Source organism: Amycolatopsis sp. WQ 127309 (assembly GCF_023023025.1).
GTDB lineage: Bacteria > Actinomycetota > Actinomycetes > Mycobacteriales > Pseudonocardiaceae > Amycolatopsis.
Genome location: NZ_CP095481.1, coordinates 2,469,647 through 2,496,027 on the forward strand (window position 1 = coordinate 2,469,647; position 26,381 = coordinate 2,496,027).

A 26,381-nucleotide genomic window follows, 5' to 3' on the forward strand; every position below is an offset into this window, starting at 1 on the left:
GAGAGGACGAAGGACATGACACGGGCGCTGATCATCGGGGGCGGGATCGCGGGGACGATCACGGCCATCGCACTGCACGAAGCCGGCCACGAGCCGCTGCTGTTCGAGGCCTACGACCGCGGCGCCGAGGGCGTCGGCGCGTTCCTGACGCTGGCGGTCAACGGCCTGGACGCGCTGCTGCCGCTCGGCCTGAAGGACGTCGTCAAGAGCACGGGCTTCGACTCGCCGCGGATGTCGATCGGCCTGGGCGACGGCACGCGGCTGGCCGAGTTCCCGCTCGGCGGCACGCTGCCGGACGGCACCGTGAGCCAGACGGTGCTGCGTTCGGACCTGTACGTCGCCCTGCGCGACGAAGCCGCGCGGCGCGGGATCCACGCCGAGTACGGCAAGCGCCTGATCGGCGCGAACCAGACGTCTTCGCAGGTCAGGGCCGAGTTCTCGGACGGCTCGCACGCCGAGGGCGACCTGCTGATCGGCGCCGACGGCCTGCGCTCGCGCGTCCGGACGATCATCGACCCGGACGCGCCATCGCCGCGGTACGTGCCGCTGCTCAACACCGGCGGCTTCGCCGAAGGCCTGACGCTGCCGGACGAGCCGGGCGTGCTGAACATGGTCTTCGGCCGGCGCCTGTTCTTCTGCCACGTCGTCAGCCCGGACGGGCGCGTCTGGTGGTTCGCGAACCCGGCCCGCAAGACCGAGCCGACCGGCTCGGAACTGGCCGCGCTCGCCGGCGAGAAACTGCGCGCCGAGCTGCTGGACCTGGTGTCGCGCGACCGGACGCCGGCCGCCGAGATCATCCGCGCGACCCGCGACGTCTACCCGGCCTGGCCGACGTTCGACTTCCCGACGGTCCCGGTCTGGCACCGCGGCCGCATGGTGATCATCGGCGACGCGGCCCACGCGACGTCACCGGCGGCGGGCCAGGGCGCGTCGATGGCCATCGAAGACGCCGTCACGCTGGGGAAGTGCCTGCGCGACGTGCCGGACGTCGCCCAGGCGCTGACCACGTACGAGGGGCTGCGGCGCGAGCGCGTCGAAGCGGTGGTCGCCCGCGGCAAGCGCAACGGCGACGACAAGGTGATCGGCCCGGTCGGCCGGGTGATCCGCGACTTCTTCATCAAGCGCGCATTCGCGAAGCCGCAGGGCGAGGACCCGAACGCGTTCATGTGGAACCACCACATCGACTGGAACGAGAAGGTCGGCGTCTAGCGCCAGGTGTCGACGCGGTGGAAGTTCTTGTACGCCCGGCTCGGCGTCGGCCCGCGCTGGCCCTGGTAGCGGGAGCCGGCCTCGCTGGAGCCGTACGGGTGCTCGGCCGAGCTGGACAGCCGGAAGATGCACAGCTGGCCGATCTTCATGCCCGGCCAGAGCGTGATCGGCAGGTTCGCGACGTTCGACAGCTCCAGCGTGATGTGTCCGGAGAAGCCGGGATCGATGAAGCCCGCCGTCGAGTGCGTGAGCAGCCCGAGCCGCCCGAGCGACGACTTGCCTTCGAGGCGGCCGGCCAGGTCGTCGGCCAGGGTGACGAGCTCGAACGTCGAGCCGAGCACGAACTCGCCCGGGTGCAGCACGAAGGGCTCGTCGCCCTCCTTCTCGACGAGCGAGGTCAGCTCGTCCTGCTGCAGCTGGGGATCGATGTGGGTGTACTTGCTGTTGTTGAAGACGCGGAAGAACCGGTCGAGCCGGACGTCGACGCTGGACGGCTGGACCATGCCGGGATCGAAGGGGTCGATGCCGAGCCGGCCGGCGTCGAGCTCTTTGCGAAGGTCACGGTCACTGAGCAGCACGTCGCAAAGCCTATCCGGTGGACTGGGATATCCGGGGCTCCGCCCCGAGCCGGGGGCTCCGCCACCCGGACCCCCGAAAGCCGGTTAGGCCGCCCGCATGTGCTGCGCGTAGGTGGCATCGGGCGAGAAGAGCTTCTCGAGCCGCTTCACGTACCCGCGGCGACCGGCCTCGCCGATCCGTTCCTGCAGCGCGGTGGCCCCGGGAATGAACCGCCGCACCGTCTCGGCGGCGAAGTTGACGCCCGCCGCGGTGACGATCACGGCCTGCGCGACGGGGTCCTTCGGCAGCTCGAGGAAGTCGGCGTTGGTCTTCCCGAGCACGAGCCGCGAGATCGAGGAGTGCACGGCGACGGAGACGTGCGACAGCACCTTCCCGACGGCCCCACGCCCCTCGCCGACGGCGGCGTTGGCCTCGACCAGCGCCTTCGCGAGCCGCTTGGAGTCGTCGTCCGGGATGAACTCGGTGGCGGCGAGCAGCCAGAGCAGCCGCCAAGCGTCCTCTTCGTCACTGGGCAGCAGCTCGTCGTCGACGCCCATCAGCCAGCCGATGTAGCGCCAGAGGTGCAGGATGTCGCCGCGCTCGCGGGCGGAGTAGCGGAGGCCGAGCAGCTGCGTCCCGAAGACGTAGACGAGCGAGAAGAGCAGCAGCGTGCCGGCGGTCTGCACCTGGTTGACGGGCTTGTCCCAGGCCACGTAGTCCCAGTCGTCCCGCCGATGCATGGCGGCGCGCACGTGGGCGTGCACGACCCGGATGCGGAGAGCGGAGGCGTACCCCTTGGCGCCGTGCTTGAGGGCGCCGGGCGTGGTGACGTCGATCCACCAGGCCGCGGTCTCGACGAGCCGCCGGGTGGCCTTGTACTCGATCTCCCCGGTTCCGACCAGCGACTTCGTCGCGCGCGAGGCGAGGTAGCCACCCATGAGCGACATGTCGCCAAGCGGAAAGAGCCCGAGCAACCCGGCCCGCGTGATGGCCTTCGCACCACGCTCGAGCCGCTCGTCATCAACCCAGTAGGGCTTCGCTTCGACGGCGGCGAAGAAGGCCTCCAGCGGCCCCTCGGCCCCGGCGCCGTTCTCGAGAGCGTCCTCGAAGAGCCGGTGCCCCTGGCCCCTCGGCTGCTGCGCCATCCAGGCGACAACGTCATCGGCCAGCCGATCCTCGACCTGGGCGAACTCCCGAAGCCGGGCGACCTGCCGCTCGTCACCCCGGATGTCACCCTCGATGAACAGCCGCGAAGCGAGCCGGAACCCGCCCTCCCGGAACAGCTCGGGATCATCCATCCGGCACACCTCCGACGTCGACAACAAGTGTTGTCACTTGACGCGCCGACGTCAAGGAGGGGAGGGTCTGGACAAGGGGATCACCACGCCGTGTATGCTTGCCACGTACTGCGGATGTAGTTCAATGGTAGAACATCAGCTTCCCAAGCTGAATACGCGGGTTCGATTCCCGTCATCCGCTCTCGTAGAGAAGCCCCAGGTCACACGGTGTCTACTGTGGACCTGGGGCTTTCTCTATCTTCGGTCTTCACTTCTCGCGTGCCATTAATGTGCCATTAGCCGACCGGAACCGGTTGGCCGTCCTGATCTTCGTCGGCGTCCGGGGTGGCGCCCTTGCGGTGCCGGTCGACGAGCTTGGACAGCCGGTCCGCGATCTGCTTGTCCGCATCGCTGGTAGCCCGCTGATAGATCAGGGCCGCCCGCATGTCGTCATGACCCATCCGCGCCATCAGGTCCTTGGTCGACGTGCCGGCCTTCGACGCCCAGATGTTCCCGGCGTGCCGGAGGTCATGGAAGTGCAGCCCCTTGAGCCCCATCTTCTCCACTACTTCCGTCCACCTGGTCCGCTGGCTGAAGTTCGGCCGGCGGACCGCGTGCCCAGCTCGCTCACCTGTGAAGAGCAGCTCGTCCTGCTCCGGCTTGACCCAGGTCTCCAGGTGCCGCAGCAGGTCAGGCCGGACAGCCGACGGAATGATCAGCGTCCGGACGCCAGCCCGCGACTTCGGCGGACCGACGACAAGCCCACGGCCGGGAATCTCGACCATCGCCCGGGAAATGCGGACCCACGACGCATCTTCAGCCACGTCACACCGACGCAGTGCCGTCACCTCACCCCACCGCAGCGACCCGAACGCGGCGAGCAGCACCAGAACCCGGAACCGCTCCGGCATCCGACTGGCCAAGTCGAAGACCTGGGCCACGGTGATGACCGGCCGCTCGTCAGGGTTCTCCTTATCAGCACCACGGACCCGGCAAGGGTTGCGCGGGAGGATCTTGTCCTCATCGACGGCCGTGTTCAGGATCGCCCGAAGCAGCCGGTACGACTTGGCTGTCACCGACTCCGAAACGCCCGCCGTCAGCCGGTCCGCCCGCCACTGACGAATGACTGCCGTTGACAGCTTGCCCAGCTCGACCCCGCCTAGGTCTGGCGCAATGTGCTTACGCAGCAACCACTTGTACAACTCGACCGTACGCGGACGCAGCCCCGGACGCTGAGCGATCCACTGGTCCGCGTAGTCGCCGAGCTTGCGCTTCGCACGTTCCGGGTCGATCCACTCACCCTGCATGATCTGCGTTTCCACGCCCGACAGCCACTGTTCAGCGGTCCGCTTCGTGTCGAACGTTTTCGGCGCCGACCGCACGACCCCATCCGGACCGGGATAGCGAGCCTGCCACCGCCCGGACGGAAGTTGCCGAACACTCCCGAAACCGCGATGCCCTTGCTTGTTCGCCATGTCAGGCCGCCCTTCCCAGGTCCCGGCGGACCGATGCCCGCGTGATCGGCTCGACCCGGCCGGCCTGCATGAAGCTCTCCAGGTCTTCCAGTGCGAACCGGACGTGCACCCCGGCCTTGTGAAACGCGATCCGTCGTTCGGCGATCAGCCGACGCACGAACCGAACCCCCGTGTTCAGGTAGACGGCCGCCTCATCAACCGTCAGGTACTTCGTTTCCATGCGATCCCCTCCCCAGGGTCTAAGCAGCCTGCTGAATTGCCGAAGTTTCTGGATCACTCCCCGGTGGCCCAGCGGCGGCGAGTAGCGCCCTGTCGTACTCGGCCCTCCACGTGATCCGCTCGGCGATCGCGTGCATGACAAGGTGTGGCCGAGGCGGGACGTGCGGGTCTCCCGGTTCGACCTTGCGCCACACGAGCCGTGCGGGGTCCGGTTGTGGCTTCTCGATCCCGATCGCGGCCAACGCCTGCTGGACGAAGGCTTTCCGGTCGGCTTTGTGGTCGTCGAGGGTCTTGCCGGACCACTTCCGCGACACCAGCACCCGACGGCCGGGCAGTCCGAGCGTGGTCCGGCGGTGAGCGCGTCCCTTGCAGTGGCCGGGGGTGGTCTTGCTGCCCGCGCCCTTGGGCTGGACCCCGTACAGGAGCCAGACCGCGCAGCGAGGCGAGCACGGCGTCACCGACAGCTCGGCGTGGAGCCGGTCGTGGTGATCTCGCAGCCGCGCCGTGTCCGCCTCCACGACCTCGCCGGTGGACTTCGTGAGGTACTTAGTCAGGTAGCCGATGTGACGCCCGGCTTCGTCCGTCCCGCCGAGGATGCCCTTCGAGTGCACCTGCCGCCCGAAGGTGACGACGTGCGCCGGGTCCTCGACCTGTTCCACGGCGTCGTCCCAGGCGGTCAGCGGCTCCCGGGTGTCCGGGTCGAGGAACATCCGGGTATCGCCGTCCCACACGGGCAGCCGGTCGACGTAGACGACCTGGTCGTGGTTAGGCCACCAGACCTGGTGATACGTCGCCTCGGTGACCTGCCGGATTACGTCATGCGGGATCGCCCCGCGGATCGCCGCGTGCAGGTGCGGCGCCGTCCGCTTCTGCGGCTCCACCGTGGCGAAGTACTGCGCATCCCAGCCCACGACCCGGCGCAGGTTCTGCCACCACCGGTCCACCAGCGCCGAGAAGTGCACCGCGTCCCGAGCAGCCCGCCGGTAGTCATACCGAGACGGGTCGACCGGGGCACCATCCCGGACAGGGCCATAGGAGTCACAGGTCAGCGTGACGAACATCGACGGCCGGAACTTCCCCGCGTACTCCCGGCCCACGGTGGTCTTCGCGACCTTCTGCCGAGGCAGGTTCGGCGCGTCCTGCCGACGACGGGTCGAGCGCTTCACAGCCCGTTTGGTCGGGACGTCGAGGGCGGGCAGGCGACCCCGCATCCCGAGTTGCCGAAGTTCCGCGTCGACCCCGGTGATCTCCTCTCGCAGCTCTTCGGCTTCGGCCTGGTCGTGCTCGACCACCTCCCGATACGCCGCCACCAGGTCCGCCCGGTAGGTCAACAGCTCCTTGTGGTCCTCCGAAGGCGGCTCAGCGGCGAGGACGGGCTCCTCGGTCATGTGCCAGCCTTCGCGGCACTGGGCCTGTCGAAGGGCCTTCGCCTTCCGCGCACACGGCAGGCACACCGACTCCACAGTGGACCCGCACGGCACGGGGACGTAGCGAAGCTCGCCGGTCTCCGTGTCACCGACCTCCATCGTGAACGAGCGGACGCAGACGCCGTGCTTCTCCGCCGTCGCCCGGATCACGTCGGCCGCCAGCGGTGTCCGCATCCGTTCGGCCCGCGTACCAGTCGTGGCCGGCTGGCTCTGTTCCTGATCAGTCATCAGGCGGCCACCTCCCCGGAGCGGGTCCATTGCCGGAGCACGAACACGGGCATGTCCTGCCGCTCACCGGCGGGCAGGTCCGGGAACACGTTGTTGGAAAAGTCGACCGCGCCATAGACGTAGACCGAGACACCGCACGGCATCCGACCGTTGACGATCAGGTGCACCGACGACCCGGGACGAGTCCGCCAGATCTCAGCGGACACCCCGTCGAGCGTCCCGGCCCAGGTCACTAGCGCCGAGGCCACCTGCGGCACCTGACGGGCAACGTCGAGTTGCACTGTGACCGGACGCGAGTCGGACGTCACCAGCACGGACGCCACCGGTCCGAACGCGTGCATGTCCAAGTGGTCACGGATGGCATCGAGGAAGACCATGGTCGTGTTCACGCGGCCACCCCCTCGCCGCCAAAGCTGGGCCGAGCTACGCCGCCGTTGGTGACGTACTGCTCCAGCGCCTTGACCGTCTCGTCCGAGACCCATCCGGCGCGGATACGCAGGGGTTCGCGGATGCCTTCGCCCCACACGAACCCGACTCCGGCTTCGGATTCGCCGATCCGGTTGGCCCACGCACCCCGCTCGTAAGCGCCGTCGCCAAGGACCATGCCGACGTGCGTCTTAGACGTCACACGCAGGCACACCCGGCGGGTGAACAGCTCCCGGACCGGGACGGTGTCCTTGGTGGGCTCTTGCACATAGCCGCGCAGGGAGATGTTCAATGCCCGGCCTTGGGTGTTCAGCAACGCCACCCGTTCGACGATCTGTTCGCGGGTTTTGCGGTCGGTGTACTTGGTCAGCGCGCCGATCTCGTCGAACTCCAGCAGCTCCAGCGGGTAGTCCGTGGACAGTGGGATGGTGCGGACGCGGCCGGCGAACTCCCGCTTACGCGATTCCATCTCCTCGACCAGGCCGTCGAGCACCTCGAGCGCGTCCTTCCCGGACACCGCGTACCGAGAGAAGATCCCACGCCCGTAGGCCAGCTCCATCCCCTTGGGATCGATCCCCGACATGCGCACCAGGCCCGACCGGATCGCGGGGGCCGCCGCGACGAGCGGGCACCACATCACGGAGTTCTTTCCCGCGCCCGACGCGCCAGCGGTGAGGCAGTGCGCGCCCGAGCCGAGCAGCGGCACCCGCCAGTCATGCCCGTACTCCGTCCGACCGGCCCAGACCTTGCGGAGGTCCACCGCGGATTGCCCCTCGGGAAGCGCGGGGGAGTGCACGAGTGCGGCCAGTTGGTCTCGGCGTTGGAAGTCGATGGAGACCACGTTCGGCTTCAGCTCCCGTACCTGGCAGCGTGCGACGTTTCGGGCCGAGGCGAGAGCGCGAGCGGCGTCGTCGAAGTCCTCCGGCTTCTGGCCGGGCACGAGCTGCACCCGCACCTCATCCCACGACGGCCCGGAGCGAACACCGAGAACCTTGGGGACCTGAACCCCGGACTGCCGAGCCGTCGCCCGAGACGCCTTCCGCCGCCCGACCAGGTTCACGGTCACCTCGACCGGCAGCGCGGCATCGCGGACGCTGAGGCCGCAGGCGTGCAGCCATCCCGGCAGCTTGAGGTGATAGACCGCCCACCGGAGCCACCAGGACCGCAGAGGCCGGCCGCACCACTGGTCGAACGAGGTGACATCGAGCAGCCGCCACACCCCGAGGATCAGCGCCAGGCCGACGAGGTTGACCACGAGCCAGATCCAGCCGACCCAGACGCACCACAGGTAGACCACGATCACGGTCAACGAGGTGCGCCAGTGGATGACGACCTGGGAGAACAGCCAGAACACGACCTTGCACGCCCACCACAGGCCGACGAACACGACCACCGTCGCGGTCAGCAGCTCAGCCATCGACGCCAAGGCTCGCCCGATCTTCGCCAGGACCCATACGCCGAGGCCGAGGCCGGCCAGGGCGATCACGAACATTCCGGGTGAGGTCATCGCCGACCACCGCCCAGCACCGCCGAGAGATCCAGCGGCAACGCCCCCAAGCAAGGGGCGCACTTGGTTTCGCCGGGCAGCAGCCGAGCGAACCGCTTGCATTCCGAGCATCGCGAGCGGGTGACCCCCACTGGCGTTGGTTGCTTGTCATCGTCTAGCGTCTGCATGGTTCACACCTCGCGGTTGTGGACAGCGCAGGAGCGGCATGGTTGGTAGCCGAGTTTCCGCTTCTGCGCCTTACGGTTCCGCGCCACCGGAAGAGGACGCGTTTCAGCACCGCACGTCATAGCGCACGGTTTTGCTACAGTGAATGACTTATTGTGTGTCTACACAGGACTACTCGGGCTTGGACTTCGCAGCCTGGATCGCCGCCGACACCTCCGCCGCTTTGCGTCGTTCAAAGTCTGCCCAATACAGCGCCTCGTGGTGATGCCCCCGGTCGACGTCGGCGACCGTCTCGTACATCCGCGCGTTGGCCTGCCGAAAGGCCAGCCACGCCGACGGATTCGCCTTGGGCGCGGGCCGGAGATCCATCGCGATCTCGTGCGCGTCCCCGAGGGTGCGCGGCTCCTTACGCTTGTTCATCACGCACCCGCCGGGCCGTCATGCGGGTTTCGAGGAGCGCCGCCAGGTCCTCCGCGCCGTCGCGGAGCTGGCGAAGGAACGTCACGCACGCTGGCCACATCGCCGGGTCGTCCGGAGGCCGGAGCATCACCACGCACGGCGCCCCTTCGAGCACCAGCATCGGTGGGTGCGTCGGCTCCGAACCAGTCTCCTCGACCGTGAGTTCCGCCTGCGGTCCGACGACCCACGTCACGCCGAACCCGTCCCATCCGGTCGACATGCCCTACCTCATCTCGAATGCCGTACCCGTCGACGCGGGTGTCCCACTTGTCGGCCTGGATCTCGAACGCCTGCGCCGCGGAAATGACCGCCGCGTGCGCCCACGCAGGAAGCTCGAACTCGGCCGCAAGGTGACGCCACGCTGCAGCGACCGCCCGCGACACCGACGACAACTCGGCATCCGACGCGGTCGGATATCGGGCGTAGGCCAGTTCCCACGCCCGCACCAGCTCCCACCGAGTCATGGCATCTCCCCTGGTCGATGGTCCGAATCGGCGCGGCCGAACTCCAGGTGCGCCCGCCTCATGAACTCCTCGGCAGCCACCGCCGACGCATGACGCGCCCAGAGCGGTGCAGCCAGATCGGCGGACAAGGCACGCCAGGCGACCGCCACGGCGTGGTAGGCGAGGGCAAGACGCCGCACTGCTGCCAGATCGCCCGAAGTCGACCTCATCGCGGCGAACAGCGCGGACGTCTGCTCCGCGTATGCCTCGTTCCACCGAGCGACCGCCTCACGCGACGGCCGCCCCGCCATCACGCTGCCTTCTGCTGACTGCCCGAGCCCTCACCGGCCGGCGTCTTCGCGGCAGCCTGCTTCGAGCCAGCACCCCGCCCCGGCTCACGCATACCGGTAGCCCGCAGCACCCAGCCCTGGTACTTGAACTTCTCGCCCATAACCCGAGCCTCGACCATCAGGCCCTCGAACACGACCGGCCGGAAGTCGAACCCCTGCATCGCCGCCGGAGGCGGAACCGGCTGGACCCGGTCGAGCAGCGTTACAGTGGCTGACTTGTCGCGGTCCTTCTCCGCCGACGGGTCGGTCACCGTGACCTTCCACTGCGGCAAGCCGGTCTGCTCGTCGATCTTCTGCTTGGGCAGCTTGCCCCGCGCCTTGTCTTCGTTGGAGACGTACTCCATGTCCGGTGTGACCGGACCGACGATCGCCGCTCCGGCCGGGAACACGACGTCGTGCTCGATCTCAAAGCGTGTTCCGCGCGCTACTGCCATGTCGGTTCCTCCTGGTCAGGCGCCTCACTCGGCGCTGCCGTGCTTGGCTGACTTGATCAGGTTAGCTAGGTTGACTAGCCAAGTCAAGCAAGTCGGAAGCAGCCTAGGCCGCCAGGTCGCCTAGACAAGCTCGGGTCGAGTCCTAGACACTGACTTTTGACAACCAGCACGGCCAGCTGTCACAGACGAAGGAGACACCATGGCACTGGACCCGGACGATCCGCGGCCGCCGTACGTGCAGGTGGCGAATGCTCTGCGAGCGGCAATCCTGACGCGGAAGTTCACGCCAGGCGACAAGCTGCCGTCCCGAAACGAACTGGCGAAGACGTACAACGTTGCGCCGATGACCGTGCAGAATGCCATCCGCGAACTTCGCGACGAGGGCCTAATCGTCTCCCGCCAGGGCAGCGGGGTCTTCGTTCGAGAGCGCACGGAACGCCCTGTCGGACTTCGACCGCACATCGAACGCGCCTTCGAGGCGGAAGATGTCACGATCGACTTCGCCGGCTTTTCCGGCGAGACCCTTCACGGCGTACTCACCGAGCCGCTAGACAAGATTCGGATTGGCCGGCTACGACCGGGGTCGATCACCGTCCGCTTGCTCGTCCCGGACCCGTCGCAACCATGGTCTCTCCCGGTCACGGTAGACGAGCACGCCGACAGCCCGCTCTTCCGCAAGCGAGCCGAAGAGATCATGCGGCGTCACACCCTAGCCATCGTCGACTCGGTGACCGAACTAGCCGAGATGGGCCTGGTCAACAAGGCCACTGCCCAGATTCGCGTGCACCCAGCACCGCCGATGTTCAAGCTCTACCTGATCAACAACGAAGAGACATTCTTCGGCTTCTACCCGGTCCGCGAGCACGTCATCAACTTTGACGGCGAGACCCAGGCGATGTACGACCTCATGGGCAAGGACGCAATCCTCTTCCACCACTCGATCAACGACGACGACACGTCGACCGGCTCGCAGTACGTCGACCAGGCGAAGACCTGGTTCGACAGCCTCTGGAACAGCGTCGCCACGGACTACCAGCGGTGAAAGCCGCGGAGGTGCTCGCCCGTGCACGCGCCCTGCTCCTCGACTTCGACGGCCCTGTTTGCTCCGTCTTTGCCGGCATCCCCGCGTCCACGGTCGCCAGCCAGCTCCGTGACGTACTTACCGATGGCGGACACGCGGACCTACCCGAAGCCATCGCGACCAGCGCCGACCCGTTTGACGTTTTCCGGTACGCTGCCATGATTGGCCAAGACGAAGCCCGTTACGTGGAAGCCGCCTTCGCCGCCCACGAAGTCGAGGCAATCTCCAGCGCAACTCCCGCAAGCGGCGCGCACGAACTCATCGAGGCGTGGCACCGATCCGGTCGGCCACTAGCCATCGTCAGCAACAACGGCACGCCAGCTGTCAGCGCTTATCTAGACCTCTACAATCTCCGCGCGTCGATCGACTTCATATCCGCGCGGACCAGCTCGAACGCTGCGCTGCTCAAGCCGAGCCCCCACCTCTTGCACCAGGCTGTCAGTGCACTCGATGTCACCGCAGGCGAATCCGTGTTTCTTGGCGACTCGACGACCGACATCGAAGCCGCCCATGCTGCGGGCGTCCTCTCGATCGGTTACGCGAACAAGCCGGGTAAGAACTACAAGCTCACTGAAGCCGGGGCCAACGCAATCACCGACACCATTACCGGCCTGGCAACCGTCACATAAGAGTGCCACCGGACTCACCCGTTCTACTCAAGCCCGCTGACCCAACCGCGCACGCTGCCGCCTCACCGCCGTCTAACCCGAACCCCTGCCAACATTTTTCGGCAGAACCCCACCTAGTCATACGTGCACGCTTCGCGTTCGGTTAACAACCTCTCGCCAGCTCATTCTCAGAGATACATGAGCGGATTCTACGAGATGACACGAAAACCGCCCTCAAGGAACCTTTTATCAACTTTCGCGGCGTCGTACAGAGCGGCTTTCCAATGATGGAAACCAAACTTTCGACGAATCCAATCACTTTGATCGTCTGCAAATTCACCAACACCGTCGGGACCTTCGACGATAAACGTCTTATCCAAGGCCTGGAGCCGCTCAACGAGTTCTTGAGATGCCAATACTGAATAATGCTCAGAAAGTTCAAGCTTGTCGAAATGATACTCAACGAGCTTGAACCGATCCGTGGGCAGCGCCGGGTTGACCGAGAATTCCGCCTTAACTCCTCTCGACTCAAATAACAGATCAACTCGAAGTGCGGGACTATCTTCCGGCAAGGCGTCGTAAAACGCGTGAAAAAATCTCTCGCCGACCGTGCCAATCTTGGATCTTTTGGTTCCATTGCAGCGGGAGCATATTGGAACAAGGTTTAGGGATAGCAAGCTGAATTCAGGGTAAAGACTCCTCGGCAGATAGTGATCAAGATCCTTCACCTGCGCCGAACAGCACATCGGACATAGTCCTTTGTACGTGAGCTTCATGGCCTCGTCACGTAAAACTGAGAGAAACCGACGTTTCTGCGTAAGCTTGAAATTATCGTGAAGCGCCTTTTTGGCATCGTCGGAAATTTCGAGCGGAGCAACGCTACCAGGATTTCCTTCAAGTAAATCATAGATCTGACAGGCCTCCAGAACTTCATCGCGCACGTCAATGAGTGCCCCATGCGCCGAATCGTCAGCTCTGGATAGAGCAAAATCGTAATCGTGCACATAGTCTCGCGTCGGCTTTCGCAAATTATAGATCACTTGCGCCGCCTTTGAAGGGCAATGACGTATGCTCGCGCCTGAACGCTCATTTCTTCGTCGAATAGTCGTTCAATTCGATCGACTGACATATCCTCGGCGAGATCAGCGAGAACTGAATGATAATCTGTCTGTGTACTATCGAGATCAAAGACATTGGTCGTGAGGTAACCTACATTCTCACCAAATGTCTCAGCGCTAGGTGTCACAACCTGGGTTGCACTCCCAAACCGTTGAAGTACTCGAACATAGCGCCGAGGTATCTCTTGTAGAACAACCGGAGAATGTGTGGCAATAATCGAATAAGATTCGAGTCGAGTCAGTATCACATTCAACGCCCGAATGAGCGCCGCAAGCAGTGACGGATGAAGATGGGATTCTGGCTCGTCAATTAAGACGAGCGACCCGGGCTCAGCATGCCCAATGACTTGAGCGATGATGTTCAGTACGATCTTATGACCAGTACTCAAAGCGTCGAAGGCAGTTCTCCACGACTGGTCACTCTGCTCGGCGAAGATGTCCATACCGATACGTCCCAAAGATGGTTCACTGAAGATAATAGCAAGAGCATCGATCCAGAGATTTTGCTTTGTTAGCGATCGAGCCTTGCGAACTGCTTGATCAAACTCTTCTGAGAGCTCATTGATACTCTTGAGTCCACGAGGGCCACGCATACTCTGCTTTTGGTCTCGCGTACGCTTGCGGAGGCCGCAATAGGTGTAACCCCACACTTCGCCGGTGCTTTCTAGGCGCCGCTGAGCGGAAGTCTTCTCTTCAGATCGCCAAAATGCATCAGGGAGAATAAATGTGTCAAAAGCGCTATACGAGATTGCAATCACAGAGCTAAAACGGACTTTTTCAGAGTTCAGAATGCGACCGAACTCAGAAAAATCTAACCTCTGGTCCAGATCACTAGTTGCAACGAGGGCTATATGCGCAAGTAACTGAGTTTTACCTGTGCCATTGTAGCCGATTACCGCGTTAATCCGGTCAGGCAGCCTCGCAGAGTCACCGAACTGGAAATCTACCGTAAAGCTGGTATCCTCAAATCGCATCTCAAAATCAAGACTAAGTCCCTCACTTACGGAAGACTGGTCTTCTAGTTCAAACAATACACTGGCGTCCTCAAGTGCCCGCGCAGCCTTACCAGTTCGTTTAAGAGACTTTTGGAAAGCCACTTCACTTTCGACGCGCTTCCTCAAACGGGGATCGAAGACGACATCGTTCAGCTTCTTAAGGACTGGACGGTATACTTTTGGACCCAAGTCATAAAGCGTTTGATAGAACGTGTACGACTGGCCTAATGAGTAATATGACGGGCCCAAATTTAAAAACGAGGAACCAGGCAAAACCGTCTCCCCTGCGCGCTGCCCCTTGGCGGCGATCTTCACCTCGCCTACGTCAATTTCCGTTTCATCATTTAAGTGCAGGGTCAAGTAGAAAAGGGTGCGAATAGAGTGATCGTCCCACCTTTCGCGCAGCAGTTCCGCGTACGGATAGTTCTTTGCCATGCCAGGCGGAATTTCATCGTCGTAAGGGAAGAAAGTGAGACCTCTGGCGTTAAGGTTGTCAGTATTTGAAATTGATCGCTCACGCTCGACCATTCGAGCAATTGTGCCGGCGCCAATACTGAAAAGCTCTGCTCGTTCCTCTGGCTCGTAAGCCTCTACGTGACGCATTGCTGGCCATTGCCCTATAAAAATCTTCAGAAATCGAGGGCGAGGATCACGATCTCGCGAATAGATGGCTGCATGTGGCAGCCATCTATTCCCACTACGGATCAATAACAGTAGCTGGGGACGCCTCAAGTCTTGCCCACAGTACTTCGCCAATGCATCTACCGTGCGCTCGATCGATTCAGTTTCGGGAGGATCAGCAAGGGCCACGAGTAAGTTAGCACTACGCGCACGTTCGGACTGATTGAAACGAACGGAAGCGTTGCCGGCTTTGGAGATATACGCCGCGTAGACGTCTGCTGGGTGCGTATCAACGATGCCACTGAGATACTGCTCAAGAGCACGGTACTTACGATTATTCTTGGCAGAGTGATCTATGCCAAGAAGGAGGCGGTTCACCTCGTCGAGCAACGGATCCGCCCAGCTTGAACTACTCACCTGTGCGATAGTACTACCAGATTTGGGTTTGAGAGATGATATTTGCAAATGCAACCAATTTGTCGGATCAGCCTAGATTTCCACTCAACGCCTGCACGGCGACAGCCGATGACATTTAGGCAATTAGCACCACTTACTCAGCCAACTCTTCTCGAAACCCAACGGCAACCTAGATTCGCCTGCTGGAGTCGCTCCAGAAGCCACTTGCAGCTCACTTTGCAAGTGCGCTGCGCTCAAGATCAAGGAGGTCCAAGAGGTGGCGCTGCCAAAGTGGAATTCTTCGATACTGAACTCCGTGACAAGTAGGTTGCCAGTTTGAGTACCTTTCGAAGGCCCAGCCGCTTAACCACATTCCTTGCCGAACTTGGCTCTTTAGGATCAAGGCGGCGCATGCGCGCCGCAGCCCGCTCGGCCTGCCGCTCCGCTCCGGCCGGCGGCCTGACTTGTCGGCAGCCGCCACCTAACCTCGTGCTCGAAAGTCGTCGACACTCCGGCCTATGGCAGCAGCAACATCAGCCGGGTCTTCGTGTTCCCAGAACCGAAGCACCGCCCACCCGAGTGCCCCAAGGTGCATATTGGTGTCGGCATCGCGTGATCTATTAGCCGCAACCTTGTTGCGCCACCACTCGGCGTTGCTCTTTGGCTGCGTGCCATGGTCAGGGCAGCCGTGCCAGAAGCACCCATCCAGGAAAACAGCTAGCTTCACCTTCGTGAAGCAGATATCCATCGTCCGCCGCGGCTTGCCCGGCACAGGAGTATGTACTCGATACCGGTACCCGCTTGTATGGAGTTCACGACGCACCCTGAGCTCAGGAGACGTATTCTGCCGTGCCTGCCTGCTCAACCGTGCGGAGACGGCCGACGAACTAGGTATCGGGCGGTCGGCCACAGAGGTCTCCTTACACACCCGATCTTAGATGCGTGCGAACGTTGCGTCGTACTCAGTGGCCATTCGAGTGATCATTCCAGCGTAGTGGAACGCACCACCTGGCTGCGGGGCCGGCGGGTCCTCGACCAAGCCAACTGGTGATCCATCGTTACGAAGGTCGAGAACGGTCACACCGAGACCATCATAACCAGTTTCCGAAGAGGCCGAACGCCGCGGAATCTCCCGAACCTTGTCGAGCACGCGCTCGGTCACAGCAGGCTGCCGGTGCTTGGTCACATTCACTCTCTCTTCTGAGAGCCGATACTGATTGCGACCTGGCGAGATGAATTCGCTCGCAGCATTCAACTGTACGTACCCGATCGCCAACGCCTGTTTGGACGAGCCATGGATACACAGGTGGGCCGAGTTTAACTCATCGTAGAGACGCGGCAGAGCCTTCACGTGCTCTGTCATGCACGCCTTGGCCTCCAGCGCCACGAGAACCGAGCTCACCGGCGCCACTTGCAGCTGTGGTAGCCCGTCGAGCGCTGCTTGTTCCGCGGGGGTCAGTGAGATCCCGAACTGCTTGGCCAAGCCAGCGAAAGTCTTGGTTTCAGGCGGCACCGCGTGGTCTGGCCGCGCGATGACAAGATCCAGGGCCTTTTTCCGCCCAGTGGCGTAATCTGTCATGGCATGGTTGACGCCCAAGACGATCTTGCCTGACTCTGCGTGACTGCGGAGCAAGGCCGAAGTAACCAGCAGATCCAACGCTACGCCCCAGCACGCCGCCTTCGAGTGCCGATCGGAACGTGGGTTGTACTGCCACCTGTTTCCGTATGGGTCTGCCTTGGCTGCTGGCTCCGTCAAGAATCGGGCAAGGAGGTTCGGTCCGTACATGGTGCCGCGACTCTAGCCCACCACCGTGTTCACCGCGAGGATGTGGATCAAACCGCAACCTGGGCCACCAGAGGCCGACTCCTCTCTACGTACTCGGCCATGTCTTCCCTAAACCCTGGGTAGCGCCCCAGGTTACTGGTCTGGAGGCGACTCCAGAAGCCGCTCGCGGCCCGGTGGGACAAGGGAGTGCACTGGGTTGGTTCGATGAACTCAAGAAGGTGTTGATAGCCCGCCTGCCGTGGAAACTCGCTTAGCTCGACCTTCCAAGCTTGTTCACCTTCCCCCCAAGCAGCGCTCGGCCACGCTCCATCACGTTCCCAAGGAGTGGAGTCGACCTCGAACGTACTCGGGTTCAAGAGCTTCGTGGCGACCCATTCCGACACTCCGACGGTCACAGCGTTGCCGACGAGCTTCCACCTCGGTCCATTCCGGCGACCGTCTGATGCAGCAGCCGTCCAACCGCGGTCGAATCCTTGGAGCGCTTCACTGTCTTCGATTGTGGGCAGGACGAACCTCGACTCGGACTCTTTAGGCAACCAGATAGCAGGTGGGGACGGGATTCCTAGGCTGGAACCGCCTTTAAGGGTGGGGATAGCATCGCGGGCCCAGCCGACGCCCGTGCGTCCCTCAGTCCAGTAGAACCCAAATGCGTCATCCGCAAGCTGGCTCTCGTCGATCGCCTCGGCCTCGTCCGAGAACAACACCTCGCGCGGATCATGAACGCAGGACGCGAGCAGCACGACGCGTCTACGACGCTGCGGCACGCCGGTGAAGCGCGAATCCACGACCCTGTAAGCCCACCGGTAGCCTAGTTTGCCCAGCTCGTGCACGAGGTAGGCCATCGCCTTGCCGCGGTCGAGCGCCAGCATGTTTGGCACGTTTTCGATCATCAACCACGGAAGCTTCCGGCGACGCTTCTTCGCGAGCTCAAGCATCTCGAAGACGTGCGCGACGAGACCCGACTGGGCACCAGTGATGCCCGCGGTGCGCCCCGCCTGAGATAGATCCGTGCAGGGAAAACCTGCTGTCAACAGGTCCAGCCGACCTGGCAAGTTTTTCAGGGTCTTCACGTCTGAGTGAAGGTCGACTGCCGGGAACCGATCAGCCAGAACTTGCTTCGCTGGCTCCCAGTTCTCGCACAGCAGTACGGTCTCCATACGGTCGCCGAGTGCCCGATGGAAGCCGAGCTCGATGCCGCCGATGCCGGCGAAGAGGCCTGCGACCCTGAAGGTGCTCGGCACGTGTACTCCCTTCGTTCAAGATCGCCTTGAGCCTACCCGTGACGACCGACAAACTCGAGCCCAGTGAACGGCGAGTTAGCCATATCTCGATCGCGTGCATCCTAAGCGGACCTGCTCGGCAGCCTTGACAGGCAAGTGCTTCACGCGGAGAACTCCTGGTCAGCGAGAGGTTCCACCCCCGAAGCCGGATCGTGACTACGGCCGGTAGCACCGCGTCAAGGCGGGAAAGCGTGCCTTGACCCGGCACCACCGGCCGCGTGCTGGCTTCGTATCGGGGTGGCGGGGGAGGTCTGGGTGGGCCGCTGGCCATGCCATTAGCGTGCCATTCAGACCGGTCAGCCACGGTCAACTGCGGGTACCGCGAGACAGCCCCGTCCGCAGGTCAGGACCACTTTCGAGCATGATCACCCTGGTTCCCAAGCTGAATACGCGGGTTCGATTCCCGTCATCCGCTCTCAGTCGAAAGCCCCGTATTCTCCGGGGCTTTCGCTTTCCCGGTACCGAATCTCGACGTCTACTGTGGACTGATCCGCGCGCGCAGCTGGGCCACGTGGGTGGCCGGGAGACCGGTCGTCTCCGCGCGGTCCAGCGCCTCGGCAGCCGATGGGGAACCCAAGCGGTGCAACAACTCCGCCCGCGATGCGTGCCACCACGGGTAGTCCTCCAGGCCCGGCAATGCGTCCACCAAAGCCAAAGCCGCCGCGGCACCGTCTTGTTCTGCCACCGCGGCCGCGCGGTTCAAGCGGACTACCGGCGTGTCCTGGATCGACAACAGCACGTCGTACCAGGAGATCACCGCGTCCCAGTTGGTCTCCGCGTACGTCGGCGCGAGGTCGTGGCACGCGGCGATCGCCGCCTGGATGACGTACTGGTTCGGCACCGAGGGGGTTCGGCGCAGGCCCGCGCCCACCAACGACACGCCTTCCTTGATCAACCCAGGGTCCCAGAGCGCGCGATCCTGGAAAGCCAGCAGCACCGGCGAACCCGACGAAAAGCGGGCCTCGCGGCGGGCGTCTTGCAGCAGCACCAGCGCCAAGAGACCCAGCGCCGTCGGCTCGTCGGGCATCAGTGAGACCAGCAGGCGGGCCAGGCGCACCGCCTCGGCGGTCAACGGCGCTCGGCCCGTGTAGCCCTCGTTGAAGATCAAGTACACCGTCGATGCCACGCCGGCCAGGCGTGCGGGCAGTTCTTCGGAAGACGGCACGCGGTAGGGGATCCGGGCCTGCGCGATCTTCTGCTTCGCGCGCGTCAGGCGCTTCGCCAGCGTCGCTTCGGGGAGAAGCAGGGCGCGGGCCACCTCTGGCGTCGACAGGCCGCCCAGGGTCCGGAGGGCCAGAGCGACCTGCGCATCCAGGGACAACGCCGGGTGGCAGCACGTGAAGACCAGCCTCAGCAGATCGTCGCGGACCGAGAGCGGGTCGGGGGACGGGTCGACGGCCGGCATCGCGTCGGCCTCCTTCCCGAGGCGCTTCGCTTCGCGGCGGACGACGTCGACCGCGCGCCTGCGGGCCGCGACCAGCAGCCAGCCGCGGGGGTTGGCGGGGACGCCGTCGCGTGGCCACGTCTCGAGGGCGCGGACCACCGCGTCCTGGACGGCGTCTTCGGCGCGGTCGACGCTGCCGGTGACGCGGACCAGCGTGGCCAGTACCCGGGTGCCCTCGTCCCGGACCAGCCGCGCGACCGCGTCACCGGCGAAGGTCACTTGCCGAATTCGACGACCGGCCGGACTTCGATGGCGCCGTCCCAGGCGCCCGGGATCTGCGCCGCGACCTTGACGGCTTCGTCGAGGTCGGCGCACTCGATGAGGTAGAAGCCGGTGAGGGCTTCCTTCGTCTCGGCGTACGGGCCGTCGGTGGTGACGATGTCGCCGCCCTTGCCGCCGGTGACGTGGACGGTCGTCGCGGTCGCGGTCGGGTACAGGGCCGCGCCGCCGCGGATCACGGCCTGCGCGGCCGCGCCGAACTCGTCGTAGTCCCGCATCATGCCGGCGGCTTCGGGCTGGGTCGGGTCGACGTCGGAGGCGTAGATGATGGCGGCGTACTTGGGCATGACAGCTCCTCACAGAGGTCGGCCGGCGCCGATCGCCGGCTCTCACTGTAAGGACGAACGGCGCGGACGTCTCCAGGACAACCGCGCCGGACTTTCTCAGCCTTCGACGAGCTCCCACTCGGCGTCCGGCGTCTCGCGGTCGTAGACCTGGCCCGGCGCGGCCTTCAGCACCGTGCGGACGTCCGGGTACAGCTTCGCGACGTGCTCCAACTCCAGGCCCTCGACCTCGAAGTCCTCCGCTTCCGGCACCTCGAAGCCGACGAACAGCCACGTGCCGTCCTGCTCGCGGACGACCTGGCGGACCGCGCGGACCGGACGCTCCGACCCGGTCGGCAGCTCGGTGAGGCCGCTGCTGATCTGGACCTCGTCGTCCGGCGAACCTTCGAACTCCCACGCCGCGCGACGCTGGGCGAGCAGGCGGATGTCCTCGTCCTCGTCGTCGGAGCCGGTCACCGAGGACAGCAGCCACGCGCGGTGGTCCGGGTCCCAGTCGGCGGCCATGCCCGTGGGCATCTCCGCGAGCGCGGCCAGCTGCGGGAGCAGGTCGAGCGCCTCCCGGACCGACAGCTTGCCGAAGTTCTCGCGGTTGACCAGCACGTCTTCCGACAGCTCGGTGCCGTCGCTGATGAACCAGTCGTCTTCGTCGTCCAGGACGACGAAGCCCAGCGCGTCGGCGTCGGTCACCAGAGCCAGGGCGATGATGACCGGTGCTTCCGGGTCCTGGCGCAGCGGCCATTCGGTCGACATGCCCCGTATCCCACCATCGGGCGACGGCGGCCCGGGAGCCGGGGTCGTCCGGTCGCCTAATTCATCGCACGTTGATATTATGGCCGCCATGGTGCTCCCCAAGGGTCTCGCCCGCTTCAACCGCGTCGCGACCAACCGCGTCAACAAATACGTCGTCAACTGGGCGCCCGGGTTCGGCATGATCGTCCACAAGGGACGGAAGTCGGGCCGGGAGTACCGGACGCCGGTGAACGTCTTCGGCACGGCGGAGGGCTACGTCGTCGCGCTGACCTACGGGCCGGACGCCGACTGGGTGAAGAACGTGCTGGCCGAGGGCGGCTGCACGGTCGTCACCCGGCGGAAAAACCACCACGTGCACGGCGCCCGGCTCGTGCATGATGAGTCGCGCCAGGCCATGCCGACACCCGTCCGGCAGTTCCTCGGCCTGCTGAACGTCCACGACTTCCTGCTGCTCAAGCGGGACTAGGGGGAGCGATGCTCGAGGGGGAGCTCGTCCGGCTGCGCGCGCTGGAGCCGGAGGACGCCGAGAAGATCCACCTGTGGGTCCACGACCCCGAGGTCGGCCGCTGGATGAACACCAGCCACCCGCGCTCCCTCGCGCAGCTGCGCAAGCGCGCCGAGGAACGCCCGGTCAACAGCTACGAACTGGTCGTCCTCGGGATCGAGGCCAAGGCCGACGGCAAGCTGATCGGCGTCATCGACCTGCGGGACGCCGAGCCCGAGATCGGCAACGCCGAGCTGGACGTCTACATCGGTGACGCCGAGTACCGGAACGGCGGCGGTTACGGCACCGAGGCGCTGCGCCTGATGTGCCGCTACGGCTTCAACGCCATGCGCCTGCACATGATCACGCTCTGGGTGGTCGCCGGGAACGAGCGGGCGCGGCACGTCTACCGCAAGGTCGGGTTCACCGAGGACGGCCGTCACCGCGAGGCGTTCGTCGCGATGGACGGCGAGCGCCACGACATGATCCTGATGAGCATGCTCAAGGGCGAGCTCAAGTCGTGAGCCGCTTCGGCGCCTTCAGCCGCCACGCCTCTTCGAGCAGCTCACGCAGCTGATCTACGTCGACCTTGTCCAGGTCGACGATGATCGAGCCGGAGCCGTCGTAGTGCGGGGTCGTGAAGAAGGCCGCGTCGCCGGATTCCAGCAACGCGGCCTTCTCGTCGAGCCCGCACATCACGACCAGGCCGCCTTCGGCCTCGGTGCGCAGCCGCGCGAACCCCTTGCCCGCCACCTTCAGCGCGGGCGTGCGGTACCAGGTCGCCGCCTCGACCTCGGGCAGTCCCGAGGCCAGGCGGACGACGTCTTCCCAAGTCGTCATGGGTCCATTGTCGACCCGGCGTCTTGGAAATACCGGAGCTACGGCAGCAGGGTGATCCGGTCCGCCGCGGGCGGGGCCAGGTTCGGGTGGGCGCCCAGGTACGCGATCAGCGCGTCCAGGTCCACCGGTCCGCCGGCCAGGTTCGTGCCCTTGGTGAACTCGGTGAAGCCGTCCCCGCCGGCGGCGAGGAAGTTGTTCACCGACACGCGGAACGTCGCCGCCGGGTCGACCGGCGTGCCGTTCACCGTGATGCTGGAGATCCGCGAGCCCTGCGGCGCGGCGGCCGAGTAGCTGTAGTGCAGCGAGCTCGAGATCTGCAGGAACTTCGGGTTGACGCCCGGCGCCCACTGCTGCTCCAGCACGTTCTTCAGGTTCGCACCGGTCAGCGTGATCGTCTGCATGATGTTCGCGAACGGCTGGACGGTGAACGCCTCGCCGTAGGTCACCACGCCGTCACCCTCGTTGTTCGCGGACGACTTGTACGTCAGGTCGGCGCGGATGCCGCCCGGGTTGGTCATCGCGATGACCGCGTTGTTGCCCTGCGTGCCCGCGAGCTGCGCGTCGGCGATGACGTCGCCGAGCGAGGACTCGCCCGCCACGTTGCCCGCCGCCGGCAGGTCCGCGGTGATGGAGCCGACCGGCTTGTTCGCGATCGGGCCGGACTTCGCCTTGGCGTCGGCGACCAGCGCCGACACGGCCGGGTCCGGGGTCACCGTGCGCGTGACGATCTCGTTGTGCGCCTGCGTCGCCGACCGGACGACGTCGCGCGTCTTCAGGTTGATCTTCAGGTCCACCACGGACAGCAGGCGGCCGAACGACGCGCCCTGGATGACCGTGCGCGGCTGGCCCGCCGGGTCGTTGATGACGCAGTTGTACTGCTGGTGGCTGTGCCCGGTGAAGATGGCGTCGACCTTCGGGGTCACCGCCTTCGCGATCGCGGTGGCCGGGCCGGGCAGCACCCGGCAGTCGTTCGGGCCCTCGATCTCGGTGCTGTCGCCCTGGTGCAGCAGCACGACCTGGGACTTGACGCCGAGGAAGTCGAGCAGGTTCGCGGTGCGGTTGATCGCCTCGACCTCGTCACCGAACTTCAGGCCCTTGATGGCCTCCGGCGTGACGACGGTCGGCAGGTCCTTCAGCGTCGCGCCGATGACGCCGATCGGCACGCCACCCTCGAACTTGACGGTGAACGGCAGCAGCGCGGGCAGGCCGTTGGTGAAGTACACATTGGACCCGAGGAACGGGAAGTCCGCACCCTTGAACTTCTTGTCGAACTGGCAACCGTCGGTCGGGTGGCAGCCGCCGAACTGCATGCGCTGCAGTTCCTTGTAGCCCTCGTCGAACTCGTGGTTGCCGACGACGGACGCGCTGACGCCGATCTGGTTCAGGAAGTCGATGGTCGGCTCGTCGTGGAACAGCGCCGAGACCACCGGCGACGCGCCGACGTTGTCCCCGGCGGAGAACACGAGCGAGTTGCGCACCTGCGCGCGAAGCTGCTTCACGTGCGTCGCCAGGTAAGCGGCGCCGCCGGCGTCCACTGTGGTCCCGTCCGACTGCGTGACCCGGCCGCTGGAACCCGACGGCGGCTCGAGGTTGCCGTGGAAGTCGTTGAACGTGATGATCCGGACGTCCGTCGTCGGATCCGGGCGCTGGCCCGCGGACGCGGGTGCGGTGGTCACCGCCGTCGTCGCCAGCGCGGCCGCGGCGAGCACCACGAGCCGGGTTGAAAGCCTCATGCGTGTTTCCTCCGATTCGCGCCCAAGGTCCCCATACGGGCGCACGGCGGAGGATTCTGCCTCGCGGCGGAGTCAACTACCAGGGTCAAAAGACGGACGTAAAGCGAATGTCATCTAACGGCTTCCGGCGAGCAGGGTTTTCGCGACCAGCTCCGGGTCGTCGCTCATCGGCACGTGCCCGCAGCCCGGCAGCAGCGTGAACGTCCCGTTCGGCGCGACCTTCCGCAGCTCGGCGACGCGCGGCCGGGCGAGGATCCGGTCGTGCTGGGCCCACGCGATCGTCACCGGGACGCCGGTGACCGGGCCGGTGAAGCGGAAACTGCCGCGGGACTGCGCGGCGGTCGGCTCGAAGCCCGGTGCGGTCGCGAGCGCGTGCGCGTCTTCGGCGACGATCTCGGGCGAGAGCAGCTCGGGGCGGCCGACGATCATCCCCACCAGGGCCTTTCGCCCGGCCGCCGTCGCGGCCAGCCGGCGCACGACGTTCGGCGGGGTGCGCTGGGCGAGCGCGCGGTGGGCCTTGAGCGTCGCGATCGCGTAGAGCTTCTGCCGCCGGTTCCACAGCCCGGCCGGCGACAGCGCGGTGACGCTGCGGACGAGCCCGGCGCGGCCGAGTTCCAGGGAAAGCAGCCCGCCGAGCGAGTTGCCGGCGACGTGCGGCCGGTCGAGGCCGAGCTCGGTGAAGAGGTCCTTGAACATCACCAGCGCGGGCTCGACGCCGTAGCCGCCGGCCGGCTCGGGCGACTCGCCGAAGCCGGGCAGGTCGACGGCGATGACGTCACGATGCGGCGTGAGCAGCGGAAACACCGGCGACCACGCCTGACGACGGTGGCCGATGCCGTGGATCAGCACCAGGGGTTCGCCGTGGCCCGCGCGGTCGTAGACAACGTCGTCCATTACCCGAGAGTAGGTCCGGGTCCACGGAAAAGCTACAACCGCCGGTAACAGTTACTCTGCGTCCGGGTGAACCCGCGTCCCGGTGTCGGCCGACCGCTGGACGGCGTCGAGCACCCGGTGCACGCGCAGCGCGTGCCCGAAGTCCGGCAGGTCGCCCTTGAGGTGCCGCGCGTAGGCGTGCGCGACGTTGTACGACGGTTCGGACGCGCGCCCGGCCAGCTGCGGCAGCTCGTACCGCGTCGGCACGGCGAGCCGCTCCAGCGTCCCGGTGCGGCTGCCGCGCAACGTCAGCTTGGAGATCCAGAACAGCGGGTCCGCGGCGTCGACCACCAGGGTGCCCTCGGTGCCGTTGATCTCCCAGAGGAAGTCCGTGGCCGGCGACGTCCCGCCGCGCAGGTGCAGCGACACGATCGCGCCGCCGGTCAGCACGCCGGAGACGGCGATCTGGTCGGGCACGGTCATCGGGACGGCGTCGCCGGTCACCTCGTCGCGCACCCGCGGCCGCACGGTCGCCATCGTGGCCGACAGCTCGGCGAACCCGCCGAGCACCATGTGCAGCGTGTCGGCGGTGTGCGCGAACGGGATGGTCAGCAGCGTCGCCCCGCCCTCGGGGTGCAGCTGGTAGTCGCGTCCGGCGCGCACGCTGGAGCCCCAGTTCCCGCCGGACGCGATCAGCGACGTCGAGAGCACGCGGCCGACGTAGCCGTCCTTGATGAGGTCACGCAGGTAGCGCAACGCCGGCGCAGAACGGCCCTGCAGCCCGACGGCCGTCTGACCGTCCTTCGCGGCTTCGGCCAGCTCCCGGGTCTCCGCGAGGCTGACGCCCAGCGGCCACTCGCTCAGCACCTGCTTGCCCGCGGCCAGCGCGGGCTCGATGAGCGCCCGGTGCTCGGGCACCTTCACGGCGACCACGACCAGGTCGACCTCCGGGTGCCGCGCCAGCTCCCCGGCGTCGCCGAAGGTCAGCGGCACGCCGTACTTCTCGCCGGCCACGCGCGCCGACTCGGCGCTGCTCGCGCTCAGCGCGCGGAGCTCGTAGCCCTCCACCGCGGCCAGCGCGGGCACGTGCGCGGTCGCGGCCCAGCCGCCGTTCGCGCTGAGCCCGATGATGCCGACCCGGACCGGTGCCATGAGCGTTCCTTTCGTTTCCCCCACAAGACTTACGTGCCGAGCGTCGCGGTCATTCCCGCGTGAGCGCAAGCCACACCAGATGGCGGCGGCCGTTTCTTTGCTGTCTCCGGTGGGCCCGGAACGGAGCCGCTCGCAGCCGCGTCTCGCGCGGCGTTCCCCTCGAAGACGTGCACAGCGACGGCTTCCGCGGCCGTCGCGCGGACCGCGTCCACGAGCCGCGCGGGCGGGTCGTGACCCCGCGGCTGTGGCGCAACGCACATCGAGAAGACCAGCCATTCGGCCGCACCGGATGTCGCGGCCGCGATGAGGCGAACGTTCCGGCAGGTGGGGGAAGAAGAGCGCGAGGATGACACCAAGCCCGTGACCGAGCGGCCCTGACCGATCGGCCCGTCGCCGGGTCGGCCAAGTGGCCGATGGGGGCGTCCGGCGTCCGGCTGATCGACCGAAGCGGCATCCCGGGCAAGATCCATAACGTCGGTG

General features: G+C 65.5%; 27 protein-coding genes and 1 tRNA gene. 6 read left to right on the top strand and 22 right to left on the bottom strand.

Features of this window, described 5'->3' with window-relative positions:
* The first annotated feature begins 15 nt into the window (after window positions 1-15).
* Window positions 16-1,209 (top strand): NAD(P)/FAD-dependent oxidoreductase, encoded by a 1,194-nt coding sequence (locus MUY22_RS11265; RefSeq protein ID WP_247059391.1) that lies wholly within the window; start codon window positions 16-18, stop codon window positions 1,207-1,209.
* Here the strand turns inward: MUY22_RS11265 and dcd are convergent.
* Window positions 1,206-1,787 (bottom strand): dCTP deaminase, encoded by a 582-nt coding sequence (gene dcd, locus MUY22_RS11270; RefSeq protein ID WP_247059392.1) that lies wholly within the window; start codon window positions 1,785-1,787, stop codon window positions 1,206-1,208. The genes MUY22_RS11265 and dcd overlap by 4 nt on opposite strands.
* A gap of 84 nt (window positions 1,788-1,871) precedes the next feature.
* The gene (locus tag MUY22_RS11275) at window positions 1,872-3,065 is read right to left on the bottom strand and encodes an oxygenase MpaB family protein (protein ID WP_247059393.1); all 1,194 of its coding nucleotides are present in this window, start codon (window positions 3,063-3,065) and stop codon (window positions 1,872-1,874) included.
* A 110-nt stretch (window positions 3,066-3,175) separates the two neighbouring features.
* Here MUY22_RS11275 and MUY22_RS11280 point away from each other — a divergent pair.
* Window positions 3,176-3,246, top strand: a tRNA-Gly gene (locus MUY22_RS11280).
* Between the two features lie 94 nt (window positions 3,247-3,340).
* Here MUY22_RS11280 and MUY22_RS11285 read toward each other — a convergent pair.
* From MUY22_RS11285 to MUY22_RS11320, 8 genes are all read right to left on the bottom strand, one after another.
* Window positions 3,341-4,519 carry a tyrosine-type recombinase/integrase gene (locus MUY22_RS11285; protein WP_247059394.1) on the bottom strand — a complete coding sequence of 393 codons (1,179 nt, stop codon included), beginning with the start codon at window positions 4,517-4,519 and terminating at the stop codon, window positions 3,341-3,343.
* Between the two features lies 1 nt (window position 4,520).
* Entirely contained in the window at window positions 4,521-4,739 is a 219-nt protein-coding gene (locus MUY22_RS11290) for an excisionase family DNA-binding protein (protein ID WP_176174002.1), read from the bottom strand.
* Window positions 4,740-4,758: 19 nt separating this feature from the next.
* Window positions 4,759-6,393, bottom strand: a complete 1,635-nt coding sequence (locus MUY22_RS11295; protein ID WP_247059395.1) for a replication initiator — start codon at window positions 6,391-6,393, stop codon at window positions 4,759-4,761.
* Complete coding sequence (locus MUY22_RS11300) at window positions 6,393-6,782, bottom strand: hypothetical protein (protein ID WP_247059396.1); 390 nt, start codon at window positions 6,780-6,782, stop codon at window positions 6,393-6,395. The genes MUY22_RS11295 and MUY22_RS11300 overlap by 1 nt, the downstream gene beginning before the upstream one ends.
* Complete coding sequence (locus MUY22_RS11305; protein WP_247059398.1) at window positions 6,779-8,326, bottom strand: FtsK/SpoIIIE domain-containing protein; 1,548 nt, start codon at window positions 8,324-8,326, stop codon at window positions 6,779-6,781. The genes MUY22_RS11300 and MUY22_RS11305 overlap by 4 nt, the downstream gene beginning before the upstream one ends.
* A 336-nt stretch (window positions 8,327-8,662) precedes the next feature.
* The gene (locus MUY22_RS11310) at window positions 8,663-8,911 is read right to left on the bottom strand and encodes an AMED_5909 family protein (RefSeq protein ID WP_247059400.1); all 249 of its coding nucleotides are present in this window, start codon (window positions 8,909-8,911) and stop codon (window positions 8,663-8,665) included.
* The gene (locus MUY22_RS11315) at window positions 8,898-9,170 is read right to left on the bottom strand and encodes a hypothetical protein (RefSeq protein WP_247059402.1); all 273 of its coding nucleotides are present in this window, start codon (window positions 9,168-9,170) and stop codon (window positions 8,898-8,900) included. The genes MUY22_RS11310 and MUY22_RS11315 overlap by 14 nt, the downstream gene beginning before the upstream one ends.
* Before the next feature lie 533 nt (window positions 9,171-9,703).
* A complete protein-coding gene (locus tag MUY22_RS11320) occupies window positions 9,704-10,177 on the bottom strand; it encodes a hypothetical protein (RefSeq protein ID WP_247059404.1) in 474 nt (157 codons plus the stop codon).
* Between the two features lie 199 nt (window positions 10,178-10,376).
* Here MUY22_RS11320 and MUY22_RS11325 point away from each other — a divergent pair, with 199 nt between their 5' ends.
* Complete coding sequence (locus MUY22_RS11325) at window positions 10,377-11,219, top strand: GntR family transcriptional regulator (RefSeq protein WP_247059405.1); 843 nt, start codon at window positions 10,377-10,379, stop codon at window positions 11,217-11,219.
* Window positions 11,216-11,887 (top strand): HAD family hydrolase, encoded by a 672-nt coding sequence (locus MUY22_RS11330; RefSeq protein WP_247059406.1) that lies wholly within the window; start codon window positions 11,216-11,218, stop codon window positions 11,885-11,887. The genes MUY22_RS11325 and MUY22_RS11330 overlap by 4 nt, the downstream gene beginning before the upstream one ends.
* Before the next feature lie 188 nt (window positions 11,888-12,075).
* Here MUY22_RS11330 and MUY22_RS11335 read toward each other — a convergent pair whose 3' ends face one another.
* The 8 genes from MUY22_RS11335 to MUY22_RS11370 all read right to left on the bottom strand — a co-directional run bounded on the left by MUY22_RS11335 (window position 12,076) and on the right by MUY22_RS11370 (window position 20,819).
* Window positions 12,076-12,870: an HNH endonuclease gene (locus MUY22_RS11335; protein WP_247059407.1), complete on the bottom strand. Its 795-nt coding sequence runs from the start codon at window positions 12,868-12,870 to the stop codon at window positions 12,076-12,078.
* Between the two features lie 32 nt (window positions 12,871-12,902).
* Window positions 12,903-15,017, bottom strand: a complete 2,115-nt coding sequence (locus MUY22_RS11340; RefSeq protein ID WP_247059408.1) for an AAA family ATPase — start codon at window positions 15,015-15,017, stop codon at window positions 12,903-12,905.
* Between the two features lie 460 nt (window positions 15,018-15,477).
* Window positions 15,478-15,924: a very short patch repair endonuclease gene (locus MUY22_RS11345; protein WP_371827604.1), complete on the bottom strand. Its 447-nt coding sequence runs from the start codon at window positions 15,922-15,924 to the stop codon at window positions 15,478-15,480.
* Between the two features lie 6 nt (window positions 15,925-15,930).
* Window positions 15,931-16,653 carry a hypothetical protein gene (locus MUY22_RS11350; RefSeq protein WP_247059409.1) on the bottom strand — a complete coding sequence of 241 codons (723 nt, stop codon included), beginning with the start codon at window positions 16,651-16,653 and terminating at the stop codon, window positions 15,931-15,933.
* Window positions 16,654-16,829: 176 nt separating this feature from the next.
* On the bottom strand, window positions 16,830-18,023 hold the full coding sequence (locus MUY22_RS11355) for a DNA cytosine methyltransferase (protein WP_247059410.1): 1,194 nt from the start codon (window positions 18,021-18,023) through the stop codon (window positions 16,830-16,832).
* A 514-nt stretch (window positions 18,024-18,537) separates the two neighbouring features.
* Window positions 18,538-19,725, bottom strand: coding sequence for an RNA polymerase sigma factor (locus MUY22_RS11360; RefSeq protein ID WP_247059412.1), 1,188 nt, complete (start codon window positions 19,723-19,725; stop codon window positions 18,538-18,540).
* Window positions 19,722-20,072, bottom strand: a complete 351-nt coding sequence (locus tag MUY22_RS11365; protein ID WP_247059414.1) for a YciI family protein — start codon at window positions 20,070-20,072, stop codon at window positions 19,722-19,724. Before MUY22_RS11365 ends, MUY22_RS11360 begins: the two co-directional genes overlap by 4 nt.
* Before the next feature lie 96 nt (window positions 20,073-20,168).
* The gene (locus tag MUY22_RS11370) at window positions 20,169-20,819 is read right to left on the bottom strand and encodes a hypothetical protein (protein WP_247059416.1); all 651 of its coding nucleotides are present in this window, start codon (window positions 20,817-20,819) and stop codon (window positions 20,169-20,171) included.
* Window positions 20,820-20,907: 88 nt separating this feature from the next.
* On the opposite strand from MUY22_RS11370, the gene MUY22_RS11375 reads away from it, so the two are divergent.
* Both MUY22_RS11375 and MUY22_RS11380 read left to right on the top strand, forming a co-directional pair.
* The gene (locus MUY22_RS11375; RefSeq protein ID WP_247059418.1) at window positions 20,908-21,285 is read left to right on the top strand and encodes a nitroreductase family deazaflavin-dependent oxidoreductase; all 378 of its coding nucleotides are present in this window, start codon (window positions 20,908-20,910) and stop codon (window positions 21,283-21,285) included.
* An 8-nt stretch (window positions 21,286-21,293) separates the two neighbouring features.
* The gene (locus tag MUY22_RS11380) at window positions 21,294-21,827 is read left to right on the top strand and encodes a GNAT family N-acetyltransferase (RefSeq protein WP_247059420.1); all 534 of its coding nucleotides are present in this window, start codon (window positions 21,294-21,296) and stop codon (window positions 21,825-21,827) included.
* On the opposite strand, the gene MUY22_RS11385 is transcribed toward MUY22_RS11380, so the two are convergent.
* The 4 genes from MUY22_RS11385 to MUY22_RS11400 form a co-directional block, all read right to left on the bottom strand.
* Window positions 21,817-22,143, bottom strand: a complete 327-nt coding sequence (locus MUY22_RS11385; RefSeq protein WP_247059422.1) for an MmcQ/YjbR family DNA-binding protein — start codon at window positions 22,141-22,143, stop codon at window positions 21,817-21,819. The two genes, MUY22_RS11380 and MUY22_RS11385, sit on opposite strands and share 11 nt — an antisense overlap.
* Before the next feature lie 38 nt (window positions 22,144-22,181).
* Window positions 22,182-23,876, bottom strand: a complete 1,695-nt coding sequence (locus MUY22_RS11390; RefSeq protein ID WP_247059424.1) for a bifunctional UDP-sugar hydrolase/5'-nucleotidase — start codon at window positions 23,874-23,876, stop codon at window positions 22,182-22,184.
* A 114-nt stretch (window positions 23,877-23,990) separates the two neighbouring features.
* A complete protein-coding gene (locus MUY22_RS11395; protein ID WP_247059426.1) occupies window positions 23,991-24,770 on the bottom strand; it encodes an alpha/beta fold hydrolase in 780 nt (259 codons plus the stop codon).
* Between the two features lie 51 nt (window positions 24,771-24,821).
* Window positions 24,822-25,901 carry a Gfo/Idh/MocA family protein gene (locus MUY22_RS11400; RefSeq protein ID WP_247059428.1) on the bottom strand — a complete coding sequence of 360 codons (1,080 nt, stop codon included), beginning with the start codon at window positions 25,899-25,901 and terminating at the stop codon, window positions 24,822-24,824.
* Window positions 25,902-26,381 lie beyond the last annotated feature (480 nt).